Origin of the sequence: Bradyrhizobium sp. cir1, from assembly GCF_014198245.1 — a bacterium.
Lineage (GTDB): Bacteria > Pseudomonadota > Alphaproteobacteria > Rhizobiales > Xanthobacteraceae > Bradyrhizobium.
Map to the genome: position 1 here is coordinate 248239 of NZ_JACIHE010000002.1, position 21650 is coordinate 269888.

The following is a 21650-nucleotide window of genomic DNA, read 5'->3' on the forward strand; positions in this document are numbered from 1 at the left end:
GCCGCCTCAGGCGGAGGCTGGCGCGTCCTCTTGGGGCTCGGTCAGATGCTCGATCGCCGCCGTCCGCTTGTTGCGCAGGTGCTGGAACAGGATGTCGCTGAGTTCGCTGCCGGCGCGGCGGCGCAGCGCATCGAGGATGGACTCGTGCTCGCGCATCGCTTCCGCCCAGCGCTGCCGCTTGCGGGCGAAATTGGCGGAGTAGCGGACGCGGCGGATCCGTCCGGCAAAGTTGGCGTAGGCGATCTTCAGCGTCTCGTTGCGCGCGGCCGCGACGATGCTCTCGTGGATGCGCTGGTTGGTCTGGAAATAGCCGTGCATATCGCGGTGCAGATAATGGCCGTACATCTCGTAGTGCAGCTGCTCGATCGCGGTGATTTCCGCATCCGTAATGGCCTCGCAGGCGAGGCGCCCGGCCAGACTTTCCAGTCCCGCCATCACGTCGAACAGTTCTTCGAGATCGCGCTGGCTGAGCTGGCGCACGCGTGCGCCGCGGTTGGGCAATAGCTCGATCAGACCCTCGGCGGCGAGCACCTTCAGGGCCTCGCGCAAGGGCGTACGGGAGATGCCGAGCATCTCGCAGAGCCGCCGCTCGGGAACGCGGGCTCCTTCCGGAATGTTGCCTTCGACCACGTAGTCGCGCAGCCGCAGCAGGATCTCGCCGTGAAGCGAGGCCTCGTGACGGTTTTCCTGGCGGTCGCCGCCATTGCCGGCGGGCGGGGTGATCGGAACCCCGGTGTCGGGAATCGTGGATTTCATTTGCAGCACAGTAGTTTGCTCGTTTGGTCGCGTCGACGTCCACAATCGAATACCAAATTTCGATTGAAAGGACAAAGAATGAATGCAAAATAGCCAACAGAGCCGGCCATAACCCGCCGATAGGGAGGTTTTCATGCACCAGGGACGTCATTTCCTTCAGATTCCGGGCCCGAGCCCGGTCCCCGAGCGCGTCCTGCGCGCCATGGACATGCCTGTCATCGACCACCGCAGCGCGGAGTTCGGCGAGCTCGGCCGCACCGTGCTCGAAGGCAGCCAGAAGATCTTCCAGACCAAAGGCCCGGTCATCATCTTCCCCTCGTCGGGGACCGGCGCCTGGGAGGCCGCGATCGTCAACACGCTGTCGCCGGGCGACAAGGTGCTGATGGTCGAGACCGGCCATTTCGCCACCCTGTGGCGGCAGATGGCCGGCCGCTTCGGCATCGAGGTCGATTTCGTTCCGGGCGACTGGCGCCGCGGCGCCGATCCTGCGGTGATCGAGGCCAAGCTCACCGAGGACAAGGCGCGCACGATCAAGGCCGTCATGGTCGTGCATAACGAGACCTCGACCGGCGCGACCAGCCGTATCGCCGAGATCCGTGCTGCGATCGACCGCACGGGCCACCCCGCACTGCTGATGGTCGACACCATCTCCTCGCTCGGCTCGGTCGACTACCGCCACGACGAGTGGAAGGTCGACGTCAGCGTCAGTTGCTCGCAGAAGGGTTTCATGCTGCCGCCCGGTCTCGGCTTCAACGCGATCTCGGAGAAGGCGCTGGCTGCGTCCAAGACCAACAAGATGCCGCGCTCCTATTTCGACTGGGAGGAGATGCTCAAGCCCAACGCCAAGGGTTTCTTCCCCTACACGCCGGCCACCAACCTGCTCTACGGCCTGCGCGAGGCGATCGCGATGCTGCTCGAGGAGGGGCTCGCCAACGTGTTCGCCAGGCATCAGCGGCTCGCCGCCGCGACGCGCGCCGCCGTCAATCATTGGGGGCTCGAAGTGCTCTGCCAGGAGTCTTCAGAGTTCTCGCCGGTGCTGACGGCCGTGCTGATGCCGCCCGGCCATGACGCCGATCAATTCCGCAAGGTCGTGCTCGACAATTACAACATGTCGCTCGGTTCGGGCCTCTCGAAGGTCGCCGGAAAAGTCTTCCGCATCGGCCATCTCGGCGAATGCAATGCGCTGACGCTGCTCGGCGCGCTCACCGGCGTCGAGATGGGCCTGTCGGTTGCCGGCGTGCCGCATCGCTCCGGCGGTGTCGATGTCGCGATGAAGCTCCTGGAGCAGCGTCCGCAAGGCAACGCCTCGCCGCACCTGAAAGTGGTCGGCACCTAAATCGCGCGGGACAGGCGGGCAGCAATCATAACAACAGCGATACGGGAGGGGTGAGATGGGAGTTCGGTTCAAGGCCACGCATGTCGTGCTGGCGATGCTCTGTGCGATGTATTTCATCACCTATGTCGACCGGGTGAACATCGGCACGGCCGCAAGCGAGATCCAGAAGGAGCTGGGTCTGTCGAACACCCAGCTCGGCCTCGTGTTCTCGGCCTTCGCCTATCCCTACCTGTTGTTCCAGGTCATCGGCGGCTGGGTCGGCGATCATTTCGGGCCGCGCAAGACGCTGTTCTGGTGCGGCATGATCTGGGCGGTCGCCACCATCATGACCGGCTTCGTCACCGGTCTCGCTGCGCTATTCGTCGCGCGGTTCGCGCTCGGTTTTGGCGAGGGCGCGACGTTCCCCACCGCAACGCGCGCGATGCAATATTGGACGCCCGCCAACCGCCGCGGCTTTGCGCAAGGCCTGACCCATTCCTTCGCCCGGCTCGGCAATGCCGTGACGCCGCCAGTGGTGGCGCTGCTGATCCTTTGGCTGACCTGGCGCGGCGCCTTCGTCGTGCTCGGCTTCGTCAGCCTCATCTGGGGCGTGATCTGGGTCTGGTACTTCCGCAACGAGCCGAAGGAGCATGCCTCCATCACCGAGGCCGAGCTTGCCGCATTGCCGCCGCGTCCGACCGGCGAGCGGCCGCGCGTGCCGTGGGGCCCGCTGCTCGGGCGGATGTGGCCGGTGACGCTCACCTACTTCTGCTACGGCTGGTGCCTGTGGCTGTACCTCAACTGGCTGCCGCTGTTCTTCAAGAACAATTACAATCTCGACATCAAGAACTCGGCGCTGTTCGCCTCCGGCGTGTTCTTCGCCGGCGTGGTCGGCGACAGCGTCGGCGGCGTGATCTCGGACAGGATCCTCGATCGCACCGGCAATGTTCGCCTGGCGCGGCTGAGCGTCACCGTAACAGGGTTTACGGGGGCGCTGCTCTCGCTGCTGCCGATCCTGTTCGTCCACGACATCACCGTGGTGGCGCTGTGCCTCTCGGCCGGCTTCTTCTGTGCCGAGCTCGTGATCGGCCCGATGTGGTCGATCCCGATGGATATCGCCCCGAAATATTCGGGCACCGCCTCGGGAATCATGAACACCGGCTCGGCCTTCGCCGCCATCGTCTCCCCGCTGGTCGCTGGCTTCGTGATCGACGCGACCGGCAACTGGTACCTGCCATTCCTGATGTCGATGGGCCTGTTGCTGCTCGGCGGCTTTTCCGCCTTCCTCATGCACCCGGAGCGGCCGTTCGCGGCGGTCGAGGGCAGGGGGCCGGCCGGAAAGTTGGTGGCCGCGGAATAGGGGCGGCGGATACCCGCCGCTTGTGCATGGGAGTCGCCCTTTGGGAGGGGGACAAGCCGGTCAAATGGTGCTATTCGGCGGCCTTCAAAATAAGGCTAGACCGGGAAGGACGCCTATGACCGTGCATACTGGAAGGCATTTCTTACAGATTCCAGGACCGACCAACGTGCCCGACCGCGTGCTGCGGGCGATGGACATGCCGACGCTGGACCATCGCGGTCCGGAGTTCGCCGAGCTCGGCTTCGCCGTGCTTGCCGCGATGCAGCGCGTGTTCCGCACCAAGCAGCCCGTGATCATCTTCCCCTCGTCCGGCACCGGCGCCTGGGAAGCGGCGATGGTCAACGTGTTCTCCCCCGGCGACAAGGTTTTGATGTGCGAGACCGGCCAGTTCGCAGTGCTGTGGCGCGGTATCGCCGACAAGTTCAAGCTCGACGTCGACTTCATCCCGAGCGACTGGCGCCACGGCGCCGATCTCGCTGAGATCGAGAAGCGCCTCGCCGCCGACAAGCAGAACACCATCAAGGCGGTCTGCGTCGTGCACAACGAGACCTCGACCGGCTGCGTCACGCCGCCCGCGGAGGTGCGCAAGATCCTCGACCGCACAAAGCATTCGGCGCTGCTGATGGTCGACACCATCTCCGGCCTCGGCTCGATGGAATACGAGCACGACGCCTGGGGCATCGACGTCTCGGTCGCCGGCTCGCAGAAGGGCTTGATGCTGCCGCCCGGTCTCGGCTTCAACGCCGTCTCGGAGAAGGCGCTCGCCGTTGCCAAGGCCAATCCGGGCATGCGCTCCTATTGGGACTGGCAGGAAGTCATCAGCTTCAACAAGCTCGGCACCTTCCCCTACACGCCGGCGACCAATCTGCTCTACGGCCTGCGCGAGGCGGTGAAGATGCTGGAGGAGGAAGGGCTGGAGAACGTCTGGACCCGCCACAAGCGTCACAGCGCGGCGACGCGTGCCGCGGTCAAGGTCTGGGGCCTGGAGACGCAGTGCGCTGATCCTGCCGCGCATTCGCCGGCGCTGACCGGCGTGCGCGTGCCTGAGGGCTTTGATGCCGACGCCTTCCGCAAGGTCGTGCTGGAAAACTTCGACATGTCGCTGGGCACCGGCCTGAACAAGGTCAAGGGCAAGGTGTTCCGCATCGGCCATATCGGACATTTCAACGACCTGATGCTGATGGGTACGCTCGCCGGCGTCGAGATGGGCCTGGATCTTGCAAAGATCCCGCACCGGAGCGGCGGCGTGCTGGCGGCCATGGACGTCCTGAAGGGACGCGACGTGGTGCCGATGACCAAGGCTCAGGTGGCCTGAACTAACCTAGAAAGTGAGCGCGCGATGAACGCACCGACGACGACCAACGAAGACCTGCTCTACTCCGTCACGGACGGCATCGCGCGGATCACCTTCAACCGCCCCCAGGCGCGCAACGCCATGACCTTCGCCATGTATGACCGCATGGCGGAGATCTGCCAGGAGATCAACGCCGACCGCTCCATCAAGGCCCTGATCCTGACCGGCGCGGGCGACAAGGCGTTCGCCTCCGGCACCGATATCTCGCAGTTCCGTGCGTTCAAGACCGCGCAGGACGCGCTCGACTACGAGGCGCGGATCGACCGCGTGCTCGGCACGCTGGAGCAGTGCCGCGTGCCCGTGATCGCGGCCATTGCCGGTGCCTGCACCGGCGGCGGCGCCGGCATTGCGGCCTGCTGCGACCTCCGCATCGGCACCGAGACGACGCGGATGGGATTCCCGATCGCGCGCACGCTGGGCAACTGCCTGTCGATGTCGAACATCAGCCGCGTCGTCGCGCTGGTCGGTCCCGCGCGCACCAAGGATATGATCTTCAAGGCGCGCTTGGTCGAGGCGCCGGAGGCGCTGGCGCTCGGCCTGCTCAACGAGATAGTGCCCGACGTCGAGACGCTGCAGCGCCGCGCGGACGAGACCGCAAAGCTCGTCGCCAGCCATGCGCCGCTCACGCTGGAAGCAACCAAGGAAGCGGTGCGCCGCATCCGCCGCACGCTGTCGCGCGAAGAGGGCGAGGACCTGATCCTCAAGGCCTATATGAGCGAGGATTTCCGTGAAGGCATGGACGCCTTCCTCAACAAGCGTGCGCCTGTCTGGAAGGGCAGGTAGCGCGCCCCAGGTCTTTGAGCCGGTGGACATGCCGTCCAGCCGGCGTCATCAAGATTAGCAAGCCTGTGTGGCAGGCGCGATACGGCAGTTGCATGCCAAAGTGTTAGGATTCCGTCACGCCCCTGGCTTAAGCTGCTGCCGTAGTCGACAGGAGGGCAGGATGATAAGGAAGGTTGGGCCCGATCAGGCAGCGAACCTCCGGGGTCGGCCGCCTCGCCGCGCGCTAGCGTTGCTCGTTCTTGCTGGCTGGATTCTCGGGAGCGCTACCGGTGCCGAGGCCCAGTCGCTTCGCCAGGGCGTCTCCGCATTCCACCGCCAGGACTATGCGGCGGCCTCTCGCATCTTCATTCCGCTGGCCGAGCGCGGCAACGCGGCGGCGCAGACCTATCTCGGCTTCCTGTTCGAGACCGGCCGTGGCGTGCCGCAGAACTATGCGGAAGCTGCGATGTGGTACCGCCGCGCGGCGGAGCAGGGCGACAGCCGTGCCCAATATTCGCTCGGCCTGCTCTACGACCGCGGCTTTGGCGTGCCGCAGGACATCGTCGAGGCCTCCAAATGGCTCAACCTGTCGACGTCCGCAGCGCCTCCGCCGGCGCGCGAGGCGCGGGCCCGGATCCGCGATGCCGTCACCACCAAGATGACGCGTGGCGAGATCGCCGAGGCCCGCCTGCGGGCGCTGGAATGGGCGCCGAGCCGCGAGCACTGACGGCCTTTCCCACACCGGGTCTACTGGCCCCAAACAAAAAAGTGCGAAAACAACCCCATGCACAGTAGACGGCGACCGCCGGCGCGGCGCGTCCCGCATGCGGCGGAATGTCGAGTCCTTCCGCGATCACCGCGCCTTAGCCGGACCAGCCGCCGGGCCAGTTCGCGTACCAGGTCTCGCCCAGCCAACCGAGCCAGATCGCCGGTGCCAGGAACAATCCGAACGGCAGAAGGGCGGTGCCGCGCAGCGGTTTCTTTCGCAAGGCTGCATTGGCGGCATAGACGGCGATCGCGAGCAGCGCCGCAAGCTCGATCACCGCGGCCACGGTCACAAGATCGAGCCAGGCGCCGCACACCGCGGCGAGTTTGACGTCGCCGAGCCCGAGCCCGTCACGGCCGCGCCAGCGCCGGTAGAGCGCCATCAGCAGCAGCAGCGGCAGCGCCACGGCGGCGGCACGGGCGAGCGGCCAGAGCAGCGCCTCCAGGCCGATATCGGGCACGAACGCCCCGGCGCGGAGCAGGGCGAGCGCGAAAGCCGTGCCCGTCAGCTCGTTCGGAATGAGATAGTGGCGGGCATCGTGCGCGGCGATTGCCAGCATCAGGGCAGCCAGGAACGCGCCGTACAGGCTTTCCGCCCCCGGCGCGGTGGCGAGGCTCGCGAACACCCCCAGCAGCAGGGCGATGCCGAGTGCGAGCGGAGCGCCGGTACCGTTGTTCACAATCCGGTCTGTCACGCCGTTAGCGCACCGCCCCGGGCGGGCTCACGGTGACCACGGGATTGCTGGTCCCGACTATACGGCCGTTCATCTTGCTGCGCATCTCCTCGGCGATGACGTGAGCATCGACACCGTCCTTGATCACGGTCGGGCGGATGAACAAAATCAACTCGGTGCGGGCACGCGCGTTGGTCTGATGCGAGAAGGCATCGCCCATGCCGGGAATGGAATCCAGGATCGGCAGGCCCTGGCGCTGCCTGTTCTCGGTCTCGCTGATCAGACCGGCGAGCAGCACGGTCTGCCCGCTCGTCACTGCGATCGAGCTCTTCACCCGGCGCTGCGAGATCGTGGGCGTCAAGGAGTTGGCACTGCCGGCGGCCACGCTCGAGATCTCCTGCTCGATGTCGAGCACGACGTTGCCGTTGGCATTGGCGCGCGGCAGCACCCGCAGGATGATGCCGGTGTTCTTGTAGTCGATGGTGTTGACCACGGTGTTGTTGGCGGTCAGCACGGTCGCCGTGCCCGTCGAGAACGGCACCTGGTCGCCGACCTGCAAGGTCGCGGTCTGGTTGTCCAGCACCACCAGCGACGGGTTCGACAGCACCTTGACGTTGGTGATGCCGTGCAATGCGTCGAGCACGACGCGCGGCGAGTTCTCGGAGCCGATCAGGAAGTTGAAGCCCGGCAGCGCGCGGCCGAGCAGGGCACCGGCGGCGGCATTGACTGGATTGCTCGCCGGCTCGGTGTTGCTTCCGATCGTGGCGCTGTTGCTGACGCCCGAAATGGTGTTGGAGATCGAACCCTTCTGGCTCGCTAGGAAGAATTGCACGCCATAATTCAACTGGTCGTTCAGCGTCACCTCGGCGATCGTCGCCTCGATGGCGATCTGGCGCTGCGGCCGGTCGATCTGCCGGATGGTCTGCTCGACGATGCGCTGTGCCTCTTGGTTGGCGTAGACGAGCACGGCGTTGTTGGTGACGTCGGCGGTGATTCGCACGTTCTGGAGGATGCCGTTGAGGCCGGGCTTGGCCCCGCCGCCCGCGGGTCCGCCGAGGCCATTGTCTTGCGCAGGTGTCGCGGCGGCGGCGGGCGCGAGACGGGCGCTGAAGGATGATCCCGTAGGTGTGGTGACCGGCGTTGCCGCCCCCGCGGCAGCAGTCGGCAGTGCGCTCAGCGACGCCACGGGATTGCTGGAGGACGTCGTCGACATCCCGGCGCCGGGCGCTATCTGGCTCGACGCGTTATCGAGCGTCGAACTGCTCGCCGAGCCCTGGTTGAGCAGCATCTCGTTCAGCAGCGCCACGATCAGCTTGGAATTGCCGTAGCGCAGCGGAAAGGATTTCAGGTTCACCCCGTCGGTGTCGGAGCGATCGAGCCGCGCAATCCACGTCTGGGCGCGCTTGAGATATTCCGGCTTCTGGCTCACCACGAGGATCGAGTTGAGCCGCGAGATCGGCTGGAACTTGATCACGTTCTGGCTCATGCCGCCTTCACCGGAATCCATGATCTTCTCGATCTCGGTGATGACAGGCTCCGGCGAGGAATTGCGCACCGGGAAGATGCCGACGGATTGTCCGCGCATCCAGTCGGCGTCGAAGGAGAGGATGGTGTCGACCGCAGTCGCCCGGTCGGCGCCGCTGCCGCTGACGATCAGCGTGTTGCGGGCGTTGTCGGGACGCATGGTCGAGGCCTTCACGCCGAAGGCATCGAGCAGCTTGAAGATGTTCTGCGCCGAGACATAGCGCAGCGGCACCACCGTCACGCCCTGGCCGGCCGCGGCATTCATCGAACGGTCGATGCCGCCGGGGCCGGCTTCCGGCGCCGGGAGCAGCCGATAGCCGGTGCGGTCGCGGACCAGCGCGACACCGGACATGCGTAGCGCGTTCTCCAGCATGTACAGCGTGTCTGCCTTGGGCACGGGGCGCACCGAGGCCAACGTCACGGTCCCCTGCACGCGCGGGTCGATCGTGTAGCCGACGTTCAATACGTCACCAAGAATGACCTTTGCCACGGTGGCGACCGGCGCATTCTCGAAATTGAGGTCATAGCCACTGCCGCCGCCATCATCGCGCTCGGCCAGCGTGCCGCCTTGCGGCGTTGTGCCATCGCTGAGGTATATCGCGGGCTTGGACGATTTCGTCTGGGCAATGCCGCTCGCGCCCGTGTCCGTAGCTTGCCGCGGCTGCAGGTCGAGGGAGCGGATCTTGTCGGCGATGTCCTGGGCGCGCGGATCCTTTGGATCGGCCTCGATCGACTGATCGGCGGTGACGATGCACGCACCGAGCAGGAAACCGGACGACAACAGGATGAGCGCTCCAGGCAACGCTGAGCGGAGGCGCAAGAGCGGCTGGAGTAATTTGAACGAAATATGACGGCTGCCGCTTCGAGTGGCCGAAAAATGTGTCTGATCCATCATGGATCGTATGCGCCAAAATTTGCGTCGCTGCCATTTCTTGCTAGTAAACCTATCGTGGACTCCATGGTCGTGAGCGGGCCGGATGGATGTGTTACTAACAAGCGTGGTGCGGTGAAGGTCATGCAAGACGTCGCGGTCGACACCTTCAAACAGCATCTTCTCGCAAAGCACTCGCTACCGTCACGCGCGCTTACGCGCCTCGCTGGTCCGACAGATGCCGGATCTGGTCGGTCGCTCCGCGAGCTGTGGGAGAAGATGGACCTCTCGTCAGCCGAATTTGCTGACGAGGTCTCGGAATATTTTCGATTTCCGCGGCTCAGTCTTCCGCAGTTACTGTCAATCACGCCTTGCCTCGACGGCTTCTCACATAGATTCCTGCGGGAATCGACTATATTTCCATTCCGCTCTTCGAGCGGAATTTACGGAATAGCGATTGCCGATCCTCTGGATGCAGCCGCCATCCGCGCCGCCGAGATTGTCTTCGGCACGCAGGTCGATATTGTCGTCGCGTCATATGAAGATATTACGACAGCTCTCGACCAAAGAACCGGCGCCGCCGAAACAAATGCGGACGAAGGCGTTCGATTGCAGCAGCAGTCCGACGACGACATCGAGAGCCTGCGCGATCTCGCCAGCGGTGCGCCGGTGGTGCGCGCGCTCAACGATCTTCTGGAGCGCGCGGCGGACTTGCGCGCGAGCGACATCCATGTCGAGCCGTTCCGCGCCGGACTTGCCGTGCGCATGCGCGTCGACGGTCTCTTGCGCGTATTGCCGTCGCCGCACGGCATCCCGCCGCAGGCGTTGATCTCGCGCATCAAGATTCTCGCCAGCCTCAACATCGCCGAGCGGCGGCTGCCGCAGGACGGCGCCGCGCGCGTGCGCGTCGGGCGCAGCGAGATCGACGTCCGCGTCGCCACCATGCCGACGCAGCACGGCGAGAGCGCCGTGATCCGCCTGTTGCCGCGCGACCGCGGCCTCCTGGAGATGAGCAAGCTCGGCCTTGCCGCGCGCGACGAGAGCGTGATGACGCGCCTCCTGGCGATGCCGCACGGCATGATCGTCGTCACGGGCCCGACCGGCAGCGGCAAGACCACGACGCTCGCGACCATGCTGTCGATCCTGAACGAGCCGACGCGAAAGATCCTCACCATCGAGGATCCCGTCGAATACGAGATCCCTGGCATCAACCAGTCCCAGGTCAAGCCGTCGATCGGCCTGACCTTCGCCTCGGCCATGCGCGCTTTCGTGCGCCAGGACCCCGACGTCATCATGGTCGGCGAGGTTCGTGACGCCGAGACCGCCCATATCGCAATCCATGCCGCGCTGACCGGCCATCTGGTGCTGACGACGCTGCACACCGAGACGGCGGCGGCGGCCGTGCCGCGCCTGATCGATCTCGGGATCGAGGGCTTCCTGCTGAAGTCGACGCTGCGCGCGGTGGTGGCGCAGCGCCTGGTGCGCGTGCTCTGCGACCGCTGCAAGGTGCCGCATGCTTTGACCGAGGCCGATCTTGCCAAGGATCCGCGCCTTGCGGTGGTCGGCTTCAAGTGCGGCGAGGTCGTGCACGAGGCCGGCGGCTGCGAGCGCTGCGGCGGCACCGGCTATCGCGGCCGCAACGGCGTGTTCGAGATCCTCGAAATGTCTGACGAGGTCCGCGCGCTGGTCGGACCGCAGACCGACTCCCATTCGATCGACGCCGCCGCGATGCGGGGCGGCATGACGACGATGCTGGAGGACGCGGTGGCCAAATGCCGGGCCGGGCTCACCACCGTGCCCGAGCTCTTCCGCGTCACGACGGTGCGCTGACGCCCATGCCGAACTATCGTTACCGCGCGCTCAATGCCAACGGCGAACTGGTCTCCGGCGCCATCGCCGCGCCCGCGGCGGGCGATGTCGCGCAGCGGATCGAGCGGCTCGGTCTTGTCCTCGTCGACAACGTCACGCCGGAGGAGAGCGGCGCGGCCGGCCGCGTGACCAGCCTGTTCAACAGGCCGAAGCCGGAAGACGTCACCATCTTCACCCGCGACCTCGCGCTGCTGTTGCGGGCCGGCGCCCGCATCAATGACGGATTGGAGCTGCTCGCGACCGATCCCGATTTCGGCCGGCTGCGGCCGGTCGTTGCCGACATCCGTTCCCGCGTCGTCTCGGGCGAGAGCTTTGCCGAAGCGCTGGCACGGCATGAGGGGCTGTTTCCGCCGATGTACATCGCGCTGGTGCGGGTCGGCGAGGCCTCGGGGTCTCTCGATCAGGTCCTGGAGGTGCTGGCCAGCGAACGCGCGCGCAGCGAGGCCTTGCGGCGACGGTTGTCGGATGCGATCCGCTATCCCTTGTTCGTGCTCGGCGCGGCCGGCTGCGTGCTGCTGTTCTTCCTCACCTTCGTGCTGCCGCAATTCGCATCGGTGTTGCAGGATTTCGGTGCCAAGGTCGATCCGGTCGTCGGTGTCTTCCTCAACATCTCGACCTTCCTGCGCGGCAATTCCGACGTGGTGCTGGCCGGCCTCGCGACCGTCATCGCCGCGACATGGCTTCTGCTGCGGCAGGAGCGTATCCGCCGCGGCATCACCAACGCGATCACGCGGCTGCCGGCGATCCGCAACGTCATGAGCGCGTACCGCACGGCGCTGTTCTGTCGCAATCTCGGCCTGCTGCTCGGCAGCGGCGTCAATCTCACCACCACGCTGCGCATCCTCATCGACATGATGGCCACGACCGGCCCGTCCACGGTCTGGAGCGAGGCCGCCGACCGCGTCCGCCACGGCTCGAAACTTTCCGATGCGCTGGCCGAGACCGCGGCGTTGCCGGCGATGGCGGTGCGCATGCTCCGGCTCGGCGACGAGACCGGGCAATTGCCGATGCTGTCCGGGCGGGTCGCCGAATTCTACGAGGCCAAGTTGCAGCGTACGCTGGACCGCGCCGTCGGCATCGCGGGACCGGCGGCCATCATCGCGATCTCGCTGGTCGTCGGTGGCCTGATCACCTCGGTGATGACGGCGCTGATGTCGGTGAGCCAGATTGTCGGATAGGCAGGGAACGGGAGAAGCTTGAAGTGACCAAACATCCATCAGCAAGCCGCGGTCGGCGGCGCGCCGGCCGACGGGAAGCAGGCTTCACCCTCGTCGAGATGCTGGTCGTCATCACCATCATCGGGATGATCATGGCGCTGGTCGGCCCGCGCGTGCTGAACTATCTCAGCGAGTCCAAGGCGAAGGCGGCGAAGATCCAGATCGAGAGTTTTTCCAGCGCGCTCGATCTCTATTTTCTCGATCTCGGCCGTTATCCGACGTCCAACGAAGGCCTCGCGGCGCTGACCCGCAACACCAACCAGTCCGGCTGGAACGGGCCCTATTTGCGCGGCGGCGTGGTGCCGAGCGATCCGTGGGGCCACATCTACGTCTATCGTTCGCCGGGCGCGAGCGCGCCCTACGAGATCATTTCGCTCGGATCGGACGGCCAGGAAGGCGGCAGTGGAACGGCAGCCGACATTGTCAGCGGCGCGCGCTGAAGCCATCCGCCATGCGCGCGGCTTCGCGCTGATCGAGATCCTGTGCGTGCTCGCGATCATCGGCCTGCTCGCGGCGATCATCCTGCCGGCGATACCGCGCTCGACGACCCGGGCGAGGCTCGAAAGCTACGCGGTCGAGACCGCGGCGCTGCTGAAGGCCGACCGCAGCGCGGCGCTGCGCCGGCAGGTCAGGGTGACGACGCAGGTCGACGCCGAGGCGCGCGCGATCCGTTCCGGCGTCACCGGGCGGACCATCCGCCTGCCGGGCGACGTGGTCATGCAGGCGATGCTGGCCTCGCGCTGTGCCGATCGCGCAGCGGGACGCTCGATCGACTTCTTTCCGTCGGGCATGTCGTGCGGGGGAACGATCGCGCTGGCGCGGCCCGGCATGGGCTATGAGGTGCGCGTCAACTGGCTGACCGGAGGCGTCGAGATTGTCCCGCAGAAGCTGCTCTGACGCCGCCGGTTTCACGCTGATCGAGGCGCTGGTCGCGCTCGCGATCATCGCCGTCGTGCTCGGGACGATTGGCTCGGTCATCGCCACGACGGCGAAGGGCACGCGTGCGATCGACCAGCGTCTCGTGCTCGCCGGCACGGCCGAGACCCTGCTTGCGAACCTGCCGGCGCGGTCCTTGCTGAAACCGGGGCGGCAGAGTGGCGAACTCGCCGGCAGTCGCTGGCGCGTCGACGTTGCGCCGATGAGCGTGACGGGTGGCAATCCCGAGACCGATCGCTTCGTGCCGATGGCCGTCAATCTGCGCCTGCAGCGCGCCGACGGCGCTGCGATCCAGGTGACGACGGTGAAGCTGGTGCCGAGGGCTTCACAGTGAAGGGCTTTTCTATTCAAGGCTCTATTGAAGGCCTGGCCATGAAGCGCCTGCGCCGCGCACTCGCCGACGAGGCGGGCTTCACCCTGCTCGAAGTGCTGCTCGCGACGCTGCTGATGACCGTCATCCTGGCGGCGCTCGCGACGGTGACGGCGCAATGGCTGCCGAACTGGAACCGCGGCATCGCCCGCGTGCAGCGGGCCGAGCGCCTCGCGACCGGGCTCGACCGCATCATCGCCGACCTGTCGGTCGCCGAGCAGATGACGGTCAACGGCGATGCCAAGGCGCCGCTGTTCGAGGGCGCCGAATTGTCGGTGACGTTCCTGCGCACTGCGCTCGGCCCGAGCGCGCGTCCCGGGCTCGAATTCATCCGCTTGATCGAGAAGGCCGACGCGCAGGGGCTCGCGCTGGTGCGCGAGCGCGCGCCGTTCCAGCCGATGCCGACGGACGGACAGATCCGCTTCGTCGACCAGGTCGTGCTGATCCGGGCGCCGTTCCGCGTCAGCTTCGCCTATGCCGGCCAGGACGGTCAGTGGCAGCCGACCTGGCGCGGCCAGCCGCAACTGCCGGCTCGCATCCGCATCACCGTGCGTGACGGCGCCAGCGGCCAGGTGCTGGCGGTGTCGGGCGCGGTGATCCCGCACATCACGGCACCGGCGGAATGCGCGCGGGCCAAGAATCCGGTGACCTGCGTCGCGGCGGGCAGCCGGCCGCAACAACCGACGAAAGAGGAGCAGCAGCTGTGAGCGGCGCGAGGCCCGACCATGCGACGCTGGGTGATGGCCGCGGCTTCATCGTCGTCGCGGTGCTCTGGATGCTGGCGGCACTGGCCGCGCTGGCGCTGATCTATCTGACCTATGTCACCAACACCGCGGTCACGGTTGCCGTCAACGCCGACCGGCTGCAGGCCGACGCGCTGGTGAACGCCGGGCTCGAGCTCGCCGCCTACCGGCTGACGGCGCAGAACGAAGCGGCACGTCCGACCAGCGGCACCTTCAATGCCCGCGTCGGCGCCGGCCGGGTAAGCGTGACGTTCCGCTCGGAATCTGCGCGCGTCGACCTCAACATGGCGCCGAAGCCGATACTCGCCGGTCTGATGAGCGCACTCGGCGTCTCCGCGAGCGATGCGCCCGTCTATGCCGACCGGATCCTGGCCTGGCGCTCGTCGACGGAGTCCGGACAGGACAATCCGGAGGATTCCTACTATCGCACGCTCGGCGCATCGTACTTGCCGCGTCACGCGCCGTTTCCGCACAGCGACGAGCTCTGGCTGGTGCGCGGCATTCCATCCGCCGTGGTGGAACGCGTGATGCCGTTCGTCACCGTGTTCAGCAACATGCGCACCGTGAACGTGCTCGATGCCGCGCCGCAGGTGGTGGCCGCGCTCCCCGGCATGACGCCGGAGACGCTTCAGCAGGTGCTGCGCGACCGCGCCGATCCCAAGGTCGACCCGCGCTCCCTGGTCGGGCTCGCCGGCAGCGCCAATGCGACGATCGAGGGCTCGAAGGCGTACCGGATGACGGTCGCCGTCGAGGCGCCGTCGCATCGCCGCAGCTCGGCCGAAATCGTCATCCTGCTTCTCGAAAGCGGCGACGAGCCCTATCGTGTATTGTCGTGGCACAACGCCTTCGACGGCTCTGCCGGAAAGCCTCTGTGAGATGAGCTCGCTCAATTCCCTTCGCGGCATTCTCGACGCCTGGACCGGCACCGTGGCCGGCACGATGGTCGCCGCCCTGGAGCGCGTGGTGGCGCCGCGCCTGGTGCGGCTGGTCGAGACCGGGACCGGCACATTCGCGCTGGAGGCCTCGAAGTCGGAGAACGCGCCGAAGGAGCTCACCTTCGAGGACGGCAAGTTCGCGGGCGCTAATCTCGCCCAGATCGTCCGCGGCAGCCGCGTCGAGATCGTGCTGCAGCCGACGCGTTTCCTGTTTCGCCCGCTGGAGCTGCCGGCCCGTGCGGCCGATTTCCTCGATGGCATCGTGCGGGCCCAGATCGACCGGCTGACGCCATGGAGTGCCACCGAGGCAGTGTTCGGGTGCAGTCCGCCGGCGGCGCACGGCAGCGAGAGCATCACCACCGAGATCGCCGCAGCGCCGCGCCGGCTGGCGATGGGCTATGTCGAGGCGCTGTCGGGCTTCCATCCCTCGGCGATCGCGATCGTGACCGAGGGGGCGGATGGCCCGCGCATCAAGGTGTTCGAGCAGAAATCGCGCGGCGCCGTCGACCCGGTGCGGCTGAGCCGCACGCTGCAAGCCGTTCTTGCGCTTGCCGCGGTCGCCGCGGTGACCGGCTCGGTCGCGGCCAGCTATCTGGCCGACAGCCTCAGCACGCAGCAGAGCGAGCTCGAACGGCAGATCACCCAGCGCCGCGCCGCGCTGCGCGGCGATGGCGGCGGCGAGCGCTCGCCGCTCGCGCTGCTCGAGCGGCGCAAATACGAGACACCGGCGAGCGTGATCGTGCTGGAGGCGCTGAGCCGGCTGCTGCCCGATCACACCTATGTCACCGAGCTGCATGTTGCCGGCAACAAGATTCAGATCGGCGGCATTACCCGCGATGCGCCCTCGCTGATCCCGCTGATCGAGCAGTCCCAGCATTTCACCCGCGCGACCTTCTACGCCCCGACGACGCGCAGCCCCTCCGATCCCGGCGAGCGCTTCCACATCGAGGCGCAGATCGAGCCGAGGAACGCGCCATGAGCAGCGCCAAGAACAGTGCCAAGAACAGTGTCATGAGCAGCAAGGTTGCGAGCGGAAACGCCGTGGCGCGGGCGCTTACGGGCTCGCCGCTGGTTGCGGTCTCGCTGTACATCGCCATCGCCGGCGGGCTGTTGCTGATGGCCGGCCTCTCGATCGCCGACGTCATCGCTCACCGCCAGGCGCTGGCAGAGAGCTCCGACCTGCTCGATCAGCTGCGCGGCCGCAAGGGCGGCGCCAAGAACGCCGCGACGTCGCCGGCCAAGCATCCCGGCACGCCGTTCCTGGAAGGGCCGACCGTGACGGTCGCGGGCGCCAATCTGTTGCAGCGGGTTGCAGCGGCCGTCGGCAATGTCGGCGGCTCGGTGCAGTCCTCGCAGGTCGACGTAACAGGCGCGCAGGTGAAGGACGGCTTCGTCGGTCTCGTGGTGAGCTGCGAGCTGGAGCAGCCCGCGCTGCAGAAGCTGCTCTACGATCTCGAGGCGGGCATGCCGTTCCTGTTCGTCGACCAGCTCGACGTCCAGGTGCCGCAGACCACCGCGCTCGGCGATGCGCCCACCGGCCGTGTCAGGGTGATCCTGGGCGTCTCCGGCCAGTGGCAGGCGGGGAAGTAGGGCGGTCTCGTCAGCTCACCAGCTGTATCTGAACACGCCTTGCCGGCATAGCTGGATTGCGCGGGGTTCCAGGCTGTTCTGCGTGCAATTTCCGCAGTCGTGGCTGTTGGGCAGCATTTTCACGCGTCCTACATCTGCGGGGCGAGATGCGGCCTTTCCGTCGGAATCGAACCGATACGAGGCGGGTTGATGGTCGGGGCCATCGGGCCTAGTTTGCTCCAAAAGGACTGGCCGCGCGCCGGCGCCGCCTTCGGCCGCAAGGGACCTTGCAGGGAAATTCGATGTCGGGGTGGCTTCGAGCGATGGGAGTGGCTGCGCTGTGGACGGTGCTGGGCAGTGCCGCGACCTGGGCTGCCACCTCCTCGCGCATGGACATCCTGCCCGACGATGCCGCGGGCGGTCCTGCCGAAAGCGTCGATGTCGGGGCGGTGAGACCGATTGCGCGTCCGGCGCAGGCTGTGAGCAAACCGGTCCCCCGCGGCAATCCACTATGGTCGGTGCCGCTCTCGGCGCTGACGGCAACCCTGGAGCGCCCGATCTTCTCGGCCTCGCGCCGGCCACCGCCGCGCGCGGTCGCGGGGTCTCCGGTCGAAGAGGTGCAAGCAGCCCCGCCGCCCAAGCCGATCGAGGCGCCGCCGCCGCTGCTGCTGGTGGGGGCTGTGGTAGGCGAGGGCGACGCCATCGCTATCCTGGTCAATCGCATCGACCAGAAGGTCGTGCGCCTGCGGCAGGGCGAATCGCTCGGCGGCTGGTCGCTGACGGAGGTTCAGCCGCGCGAGGTGACGTTCAGGCAGGGCGATCGCAGCGAGGTCCTGGCGCTCCAGCGACGCGAGACGATCGTCCCTACGACTCCGCTCACAGATGCGTTGACCATTCCTGCTCTGGCCGACCCGTAGCTTCCGCTTTAGGCCCCGTTCGACATTGAAGAACGGCGAGCCGGATGGGCTCTGAAGACTGGTGACCTAGGTGGATCGCTTGCCGGGAAAGACGCGGCTTGATCGACACGCAAATGCAAGGCTGACGATGCGAAGGAAGCCTTTCGACGTTGGCCTTTCACTGCTAGTGGCTCTGCACAGTGATTATGACTCTTTGGAAGTGACGGGATAGGCGCGCCCCATCTTGGCGCGGACCTTGTCTGTTGTGAACATCCATTTGGTGCGTGAGCGGGCGGCATTTCGCTTGCGTTCCCAGGCGGCGATTTCGCGGCGCAATCGCTTGGGGTCGTCGATCCTGCGATCGAGGCACTGGCCCCGCAGGACGCCAATCTCGATCTCAACCATGTTGAGCCAACTTGCGTGCTTGGGGGTGTAGTGGAACTGGAGCCGTCGCAAGAGCCGCCTGGCTTCGGCGGGCGGGAAGGTCTGATAGAGAGCGCCGGCGGAGTGGATTGATAGATTGTCCTGCACGACCCGGATGATCTCGGCATCTGGATAATGGACATCGACGATGTCGCGCATGCAGTGGGCGTAGTCTTCTGCCGCCCGCCGCTCGGTAACCTTGACCTTGCGCCAGGGACGATGCACGTCGAGGAGAACGAAGAGATTGACCGTGCCGTTGCGACGATACTCGTAATCGTAACGTTCGAGCCGGCCGGGCGCGGCCGGAATCGGCTGGCGCGCCTCGCCGATGAGTTGCACCGGGCTTTCGTCGAAGCACACCACCGGCCGCTTGGGGTCGGGCGCATCGGTGTAGAGATCGAGCACGTCCTCCATGCGGGCGACGTATTCGCCGTCGACCTGCGGAATGCACCACATGTCCTTGCGCCAGGGCTTGAGGCTATTTTCGGCTAACCGCCGCCGAACCGTCTCGTGCGACAGGCTCTTGTGTTCGGTGAGTTCGACCATCGCACCTGCCAGCAGTTCGAGCGTCCAGCGGGCGCGGCCCTTTGGCGGACTGGAGCAGGCCGTCGCCACCAGCAAGGCTTCTTCCTTGCCCGTGAGTTTGCGCTCCGCCCCGGGCCGCGGCTCCTCGCTCAGCGCCCGCTCCAGATTGCCTTCCACGAAGCGGCGCTTGGTCCGGTACACGGTCGAGCCGCCCACGCCGACGCTCCGCGCGATCTCCTCGTCGCTGCCCCCGGCGTCGGCAGCCAGCAAAATCTGCGCGCGCTTGAGCTTACGGGACGCATGTTTGCCGCCGCTGAGCAGCGCCCTGAGTTCCGTGCGCTCGATTTGGCTGAGGTCGACCCGATAGCGTACATTCATGGCGTGCCTCCATGTTCGAGGCACGCACCAACAACTGAATCGGATGGCCGGCGTGAGTCCTTCCGCAAAAACCTTCACGCCCAAGCAAGGGCAGTATCTGGCCTTCATCCATCTCTACACCCGGCTGCACCGCAGACCCCCGGCCGAAACCGACATGCAGCAATATTTCCGCGTCAGCCCGCCTTCCGTTCACCAGATGGTGCTGACGCTGGAGCGGGCAGGCCTCATCACGAGGCAGCCGAGGACCCCTCGCAGTATCGAGGTCCTCATTGATCCAAAACATCTCCCGGAGCTAATCTAAGCTCCGGATCCAACCCGTCAAAACCACTGTGCAGAGCTACTAGTCGGCTAACCTGGTCCCGTAGGGCTGACGCAGCAGCTTCTGCAAATTTTGGCCTGCCTGCATGTCTCAGCGAAGCGTGAACCATGTCATCATCTAACACGCTGCTTCGTCGCTAAATGCGGTGCTCCCTACGACCACCTCCTCCTATTCACTGGTCTCTAGCATAGCCAACACCACCACTAGCTTGGTGGTTCAAATTGTAACTCGGAGCGGGCTCGAATCTTATTCCAAAGTTGTGCGTGTCGGGTTGCCGGGTCGCTTGAACTTGGCCGTGTTCACCTCCACAATAGCTTTGAGTTCTTCGTAAATTACTAATCCGAACAAGAACATAGGGAAGACGCACGTGGGACATGGAATGAAGGCGGCAATCGTGCTGGCGGCCGCGCTCTGCGGCACGCCCGCTCTTGCCGGCTGGGAGCCGACCAAACCCGTCGAGATCGTGGTGGCGGCGGGTGCGGGCGGTGCCTCCGATCAGATGGCGCGGATGATGCAGGCCGCGATCCAGAAGAACAACCTGATGAAGCAGCCCATGGTGGTCTCGCTCAAGGGCGGCGCCTCCGGTGCGGAAGCGCTGATGTACATGAAGTCCAGCGAGGGCGACCCGAACAAGGTGCTGATCGCCTATTCGCTGATCTACATGCTGCCGCTCTCGGCGAAGATCCCGTTCAACTGGCGCGAACTGACCCCGGTCTCGGTGATCGCGCTCGACCAGTTCGTGCTGTGGGACAACAGCGCCGGCCCCAAGACGGTGAAGGAATTCATCGAGGCCGCGAAGGCGGCGAACTCGCCGTTCAAGATGGGCGGCACCGGCTCCAAGCGCGAGGATCACGTGCTCACCGTGTTCCTGGAGCAGGAGACCGGCGCGAAGTTCTCCTATCTGCCCTACAAGTCCGGCGGCGAGGCCGCGACCCAGCTCGTCGGCAACCACACCGAAGCCAACGTCAACAATCCCAGTGAAAATCTCGAGGTCTGGCGCGCCGGCCAGGTGCGTCCGCTCTGCGTGTTCGACAAGGAGCGCATCTCCTACACCAGCAAGGTGACGGACACCCAGTCCTGGGCCGACATCCCGACCTGCAAGGAGCAGGGCGTCGACGTCCAGTATCTGATGCTGCGCGCGATGTTCCTGCCCGGCAAGGTCACGCCGGAGCAGCAGGCGTTCTACGTCGATCTGTTCCACAAGGTGACGCAGACCGCCGAGTACAAGGACTACATGGAAAAGCAGGCGCTGAAGCCGATTTTCCTCACCGGCAAGGACATGGTGCAATTCCTCGAGGAGGACGATGCCATCAACAAGGCGCTGATGACGGAAGCCGGATTCGTCGCGAAGTAGCCAGTCTTCACCTCGCCCCTCTTGCGGGGAGAGGTCGCATTGCATCGTCAGATGCGATGCGGGCGAAGGGGGGGACTCTCCGCTAGTCCGGCTTTCTCGTCCCCGTGGAGACTCCCACTCACCCTGACCCTCTCCCCGCAAGCGGGAGAGGGGATTGACCACAGCGTTTGTTGTTCGCTCATGTCTCAAACCGATATCGAAATCGTCGTCGACGATCCGACCGCCCCCGAAGACGACTCGCCCTCCGTCGTCTCCTCCAGCAGGATCGAGATCATCGTCTGTCTCCTTCTGCTCGCGCTCGCCGTCACGCTCGGTTACGACAATTGGCGCACCGGTGCGTCCTGGGATGCGACCGGACCCGAGCCCGGCTATTTCCCGTTCTATCTGTCCGTCATTCTCGGTGGCGCCAGCCTCTACGGGCTGATTGCGGCGCTGCTGGTGCGGCGCACGGCAGCCGGGACCTTCGTCACGCGCGCCCAGGCCCGCCGTGTGATGGCGGTGTTCGTGCCGACGCTGCTGTTCTGCCTCGTCACCCAATTCCTCGGTCTCTATGTCGCGAGCTTCCTCCTGATCGCGGGCTTCATGCGCCTCGTCGGCAAAATCGCGCTGTGGAAGTCGCTGCTCACAGCTTTCGTGTTCACGGCGATCATGTTCGTCACCTTCGATATCGCCTTCGACGTCATCATGCCGAAAGGGCCGCTCGAAGCGGCCTTCGGCCATTAGAGCGGGCGAACG

The 21650-nt window shown here is 65.9% G+C and carries 22 protein-coding genes; 18 read left to right on the forward strand and 4 right to left on the reverse strand.

Annotated features, from left to right (window positions below; translation table 11 throughout):
• Positions 1-6 precede the first annotated feature (6 nt).
• Complete coding sequence (locus GGD63_RS05640) at positions 7-756, reverse strand: GntR family transcriptional regulator (RefSeq protein ID WP_183239910.1); 750 nt, start codon at positions 754-756, stop codon at positions 7-9.
• A 133-nt stretch (positions 757-889) separates the two neighbouring features.
• Between GGD63_RS05640 and GGD63_RS05645 the strand changes: the two genes are divergently transcribed.
• The 5 genes from GGD63_RS05645 (at position 890) to GGD63_RS05665 (ending at position 6274) form a co-directional block, all read left to right on the forward strand.
• A complete protein-coding gene (locus tag GGD63_RS05645) occupies positions 890-2092 on the forward strand; it encodes an alanine--glyoxylate aminotransferase family protein (protein WP_183239911.1) in 1203 nt (400 codons plus the stop codon).
• A gap of 55 nt (positions 2093-2147) precedes the next feature.
• Positions 2148-3431 carry an MFS transporter gene (locus tag GGD63_RS05650; protein WP_183239912.1) on the forward strand — a complete coding sequence of 428 codons (1284 nt, stop codon included), beginning with the start codon at positions 2148-2150 and terminating at the stop codon, positions 3429-3431.
• 115 nt (positions 3432-3546) lie between these two features.
• Positions 3547-4746, forward strand: coding sequence for an alanine--glyoxylate aminotransferase family protein (locus tag GGD63_RS05655; protein ID WP_183239913.1), 1200 nt, complete (start codon positions 3547-3549; stop codon positions 4744-4746).
• A 24-nt stretch (positions 4747-4770) separates the two neighbouring features.
• Entirely contained in the window at positions 4771-5568 is a 798-nt protein-coding gene (locus GGD63_RS05660) for an enoyl-CoA hydratase/isomerase family protein (RefSeq protein ID WP_183239914.1), read from the forward strand.
• Between the two features lie 229 nt (positions 5569-5797).
• Positions 5798-6274 (forward strand): tetratricopeptide repeat protein, encoded by a 477-nt coding sequence (locus GGD63_RS05665; RefSeq protein ID WP_183239915.1) that lies wholly within the window; start codon positions 5798-5800, stop codon positions 6272-6274.
• Positions 6275-6410: 136 nt separating this feature from the next.
• Here GGD63_RS05665 and GGD63_RS05670 read toward each other — a convergent pair whose 3' ends face one another.
• The gene (locus GGD63_RS05670) at positions 6411-7007 is read right to left on the reverse strand and encodes an A24 family peptidase (RefSeq protein WP_183239916.1); all 597 of its coding nucleotides are present in this window, start codon (positions 7005-7007) and stop codon (positions 6411-6413) included.
• Between the two features lie 4 nt (positions 7008-7011).
• The gene (gspD, locus tag GGD63_RS05675) at positions 7012-9402 is read right to left on the reverse strand and encodes a type II secretion system secretin GspD (RefSeq protein WP_183240739.1); all 2391 of its coding nucleotides are present in this window, start codon (positions 9400-9402) and stop codon (positions 7012-7014) included.
• Positions 9403-9525: 123 nt separating this feature from the next.
• Here gspD and GGD63_RS05680 point away from each other — a divergent pair, with 123 nt between their 5' ends.
• From GGD63_RS05680 to GGD63_RS05725, 10 genes are all read left to right on the forward strand, one after another.
• Complete coding sequence (locus tag GGD63_RS05680; RefSeq protein ID WP_183239917.1) at positions 9526-11211, forward strand: ATPase, T2SS/T4P/T4SS family; 1686 nt, start codon at positions 9526-9528, stop codon at positions 11209-11211.
• A gap of 5 nt (positions 11212-11216) precedes the next feature.
• Positions 11217-12428, forward strand: a complete 1212-nt coding sequence (locus GGD63_RS05685) for a type II secretion system F family protein (RefSeq protein WP_183239918.1) — start codon at positions 11217-11219, stop codon at positions 12426-12428.
• 23 nt (positions 12429-12451) lie between these two features.
• Complete coding sequence (gspG, locus tag GGD63_RS05690; protein WP_183239919.1) at positions 12452-12907, forward strand: type II secretion system major pseudopilin GspG; 456 nt, start codon at positions 12452-12454, stop codon at positions 12905-12907.
• Complete coding sequence (locus GGD63_RS05695; protein WP_183239920.1) at positions 12870-13364, forward strand: prepilin-type N-terminal cleavage/methylation domain-containing protein; 495 nt, start codon at positions 12870-12872, stop codon at positions 13362-13364. The genes gspG and GGD63_RS05695 overlap by 38 nt, the downstream gene beginning before the upstream one ends.
• Positions 13342-13737, forward strand: a complete 396-nt coding sequence (locus GGD63_RS05700) for a prepilin-type N-terminal cleavage/methylation domain-containing protein (RefSeq protein WP_183239921.1) — start codon at positions 13342-13344, stop codon at positions 13735-13737. Before GGD63_RS05695 ends, GGD63_RS05700 begins: the two co-directional genes overlap by 23 nt.
• Before the next feature lie 38 nt (positions 13738-13775).
• Complete coding sequence (locus GGD63_RS05705) at positions 13776-14480, forward strand: general secretion pathway protein GspJ (RefSeq protein WP_210315653.1); 705 nt, start codon at positions 13776-13778, stop codon at positions 14478-14480.
• On the forward strand, positions 14477-15391 hold the full coding sequence (locus tag GGD63_RS05710; protein WP_183239923.1) for a type II secretion system protein GspK: 915 nt from the start codon (positions 14477-14479) through the stop codon (positions 15389-15391). Before GGD63_RS05705 ends, GGD63_RS05710 begins: the two co-directional genes overlap by 4 nt.
• 1 nt (position 15392) lies before the next feature.
• Positions 15393-16430, forward strand: a complete 1038-nt coding sequence (locus GGD63_RS05715) for a PilN domain-containing protein (protein WP_183239924.1) — start codon at positions 15393-15395, stop codon at positions 16428-16430.
• Positions 16427-17041 (forward strand): type II secretion system protein GspM, encoded by a 615-nt coding sequence (gene gspM / locus GGD63_RS05720; protein WP_246785368.1) that lies wholly within the window; start codon positions 16427-16429, stop codon positions 17039-17041. The genes GGD63_RS05715 and gspM overlap by 4 nt, the downstream gene beginning before the upstream one ends.
• Positions 17042-17343: 302 nt before the next feature.
• On the forward strand, positions 17344-17937 hold the full coding sequence (locus GGD63_RS05725; RefSeq protein WP_246785400.1) for a hypothetical protein: 594 nt from the start codon (positions 17344-17346) through the stop codon (positions 17935-17937).
• A gap of 183 nt (positions 17938-18120) precedes the next feature.
• Here GGD63_RS05725 and GGD63_RS05730 read toward each other — a convergent pair whose 3' ends face one another.
• Entirely contained in the window at positions 18121-19242 is a 1122-nt protein-coding gene (locus tag GGD63_RS05730) for an IS630 family transposase (RefSeq protein ID WP_183240743.1), read from the reverse strand.
• Positions 19243-19285: 43 nt separating this feature from the next.
• On the opposite strand from GGD63_RS05730, the gene GGD63_RS05735 reads away from it, so the two are divergent.
• From GGD63_RS05735 to GGD63_RS05745, 3 genes are all read left to right on the forward strand, one after another.
• Positions 19286-19543 carry a LexA family transcriptional regulator gene (locus GGD63_RS05735; protein ID WP_183239926.1) on the forward strand — a complete coding sequence of 86 codons (258 nt, stop codon included), beginning with the start codon at positions 19286-19288 and terminating at the stop codon, positions 19541-19543.
• 397 nt (positions 19544-19940) lie between these two features.
• The gene (locus tag GGD63_RS05740; RefSeq protein WP_183239927.1) at positions 19941-20915 is read left to right on the forward strand and encodes a tripartite tricarboxylate transporter substrate binding protein; all 975 of its coding nucleotides are present in this window, start codon (positions 19941-19943) and stop codon (positions 20913-20915) included.
• A 180-nt stretch (positions 20916-21095) separates the two neighbouring features.
• The gene (locus GGD63_RS05745) at positions 21096-21638 is read left to right on the forward strand and encodes a tripartite tricarboxylate transporter TctB family protein (protein ID WP_183239928.1); all 543 of its coding nucleotides are present in this window, start codon (positions 21096-21098) and stop codon (positions 21636-21638) included.
• Positions 21639-21650 lie beyond the last annotated feature (12 nt).

What these genes read in the sequence shown, in the direction of transcription:
- GGD63_RS05715 (WP_183239924.1), top strand. Translation starts at nt 15,393, where the DNA reads ATGAGCTCGCTCAATTCCCTTCGCGGCATTCTCGACGCCTGGACCGGC.
- GGD63_RS05640 (WP_183239910.1), bottom strand. Translation starts at nt 756, where the DNA reads ATGAAATCCACGATTCCCGACACCGGGGTTCCGATCACCCCGCCCGCC.
- GGD63_RS05740 (WP_183239927.1), top strand. Translation starts at nt 19,941, where the DNA reads ATGAAGGCGGCAATCGTGCTGGCGGCCGCGCTCTGCGGCACGCCCGCT.
- gspD (WP_183240739.1), bottom strand. Translation starts at nt 9,402, where the DNA reads ATGGATCAGACACATTTTTCGGCCACTCGAAGCGGCAGCCGTCATATT.
- GGD63_RS05730 (WP_183240743.1), bottom strand. Translation starts at nt 19,242, where the DNA reads ATGAATGTACGCTATCGGGTCGACCTCAGCCAAATCGAGCGCACGGAA.
- GGD63_RS05705 (WP_210315653.1), top strand. Translation starts at nt 13,776, where the DNA reads ATGAAGCGCCTGCGCCGCGCACTCGCCGACGAGGCGGGCTTCACCCTG.
- gspM (WP_246785368.1), top strand. Translation starts at nt 16,427, where the DNA reads ATGAGCAGCGCCAAGAACAGTGCCAAGAACAGTGTCATGAGCAGCAAG.
- GGD63_RS05735 (WP_183239926.1), top strand. Translation starts at nt 19,286, where the DNA reads ATGGCCGGCGTGAGTCCTTCCGCAAAAACCTTCACGCCCAAGCAAGGG.
- GGD63_RS05645 (WP_183239911.1), top strand. Translation starts at nt 890, where the DNA reads ATGCACCAGGGACGTCATTTCCTTCAGATTCCGGGCCCGAGCCCGGTC.
- GGD63_RS05745 (WP_183239928.1), top strand. Translation starts at nt 21,096, where the DNA reads ATGTCTCAAACCGATATCGAAATCGTCGTCGACGATCCGACCGCCCCC.
- GGD63_RS05660 (WP_183239914.1), top strand. Translation starts at nt 4,771, where the DNA reads ATGAACGCACCGACGACGACCAACGAAGACCTGCTCTACTCCGTCACG.
- GGD63_RS05685 (WP_183239918.1), top strand. Translation starts at nt 11,217, where the DNA reads ATGCCGAACTATCGTTACCGCGCGCTCAATGCCAACGGCGAACTGGTC.
- GGD63_RS05680 (WP_183239917.1), top strand. Translation starts at nt 9,526, where the DNA reads ATGCAAGACGTCGCGGTCGACACCTTCAAACAGCATCTTCTCGCAAAG.
- GGD63_RS05650 (WP_183239912.1), top strand. Translation starts at nt 2,148, where the DNA reads ATGGGAGTTCGGTTCAAGGCCACGCATGTCGTGCTGGCGATGCTCTGT.
- GGD63_RS05655 (WP_183239913.1), top strand. Translation starts at nt 3,547, where the DNA reads ATGACCGTGCATACTGGAAGGCATTTCTTACAGATTCCAGGACCGACC.
- GGD63_RS05725 (WP_246785400.1), top strand. Translation starts at nt 17,344, where the DNA reads ATGGGAGTGGCTGCGCTGTGGACGGTGCTGGGCAGTGCCGCGACCTGG.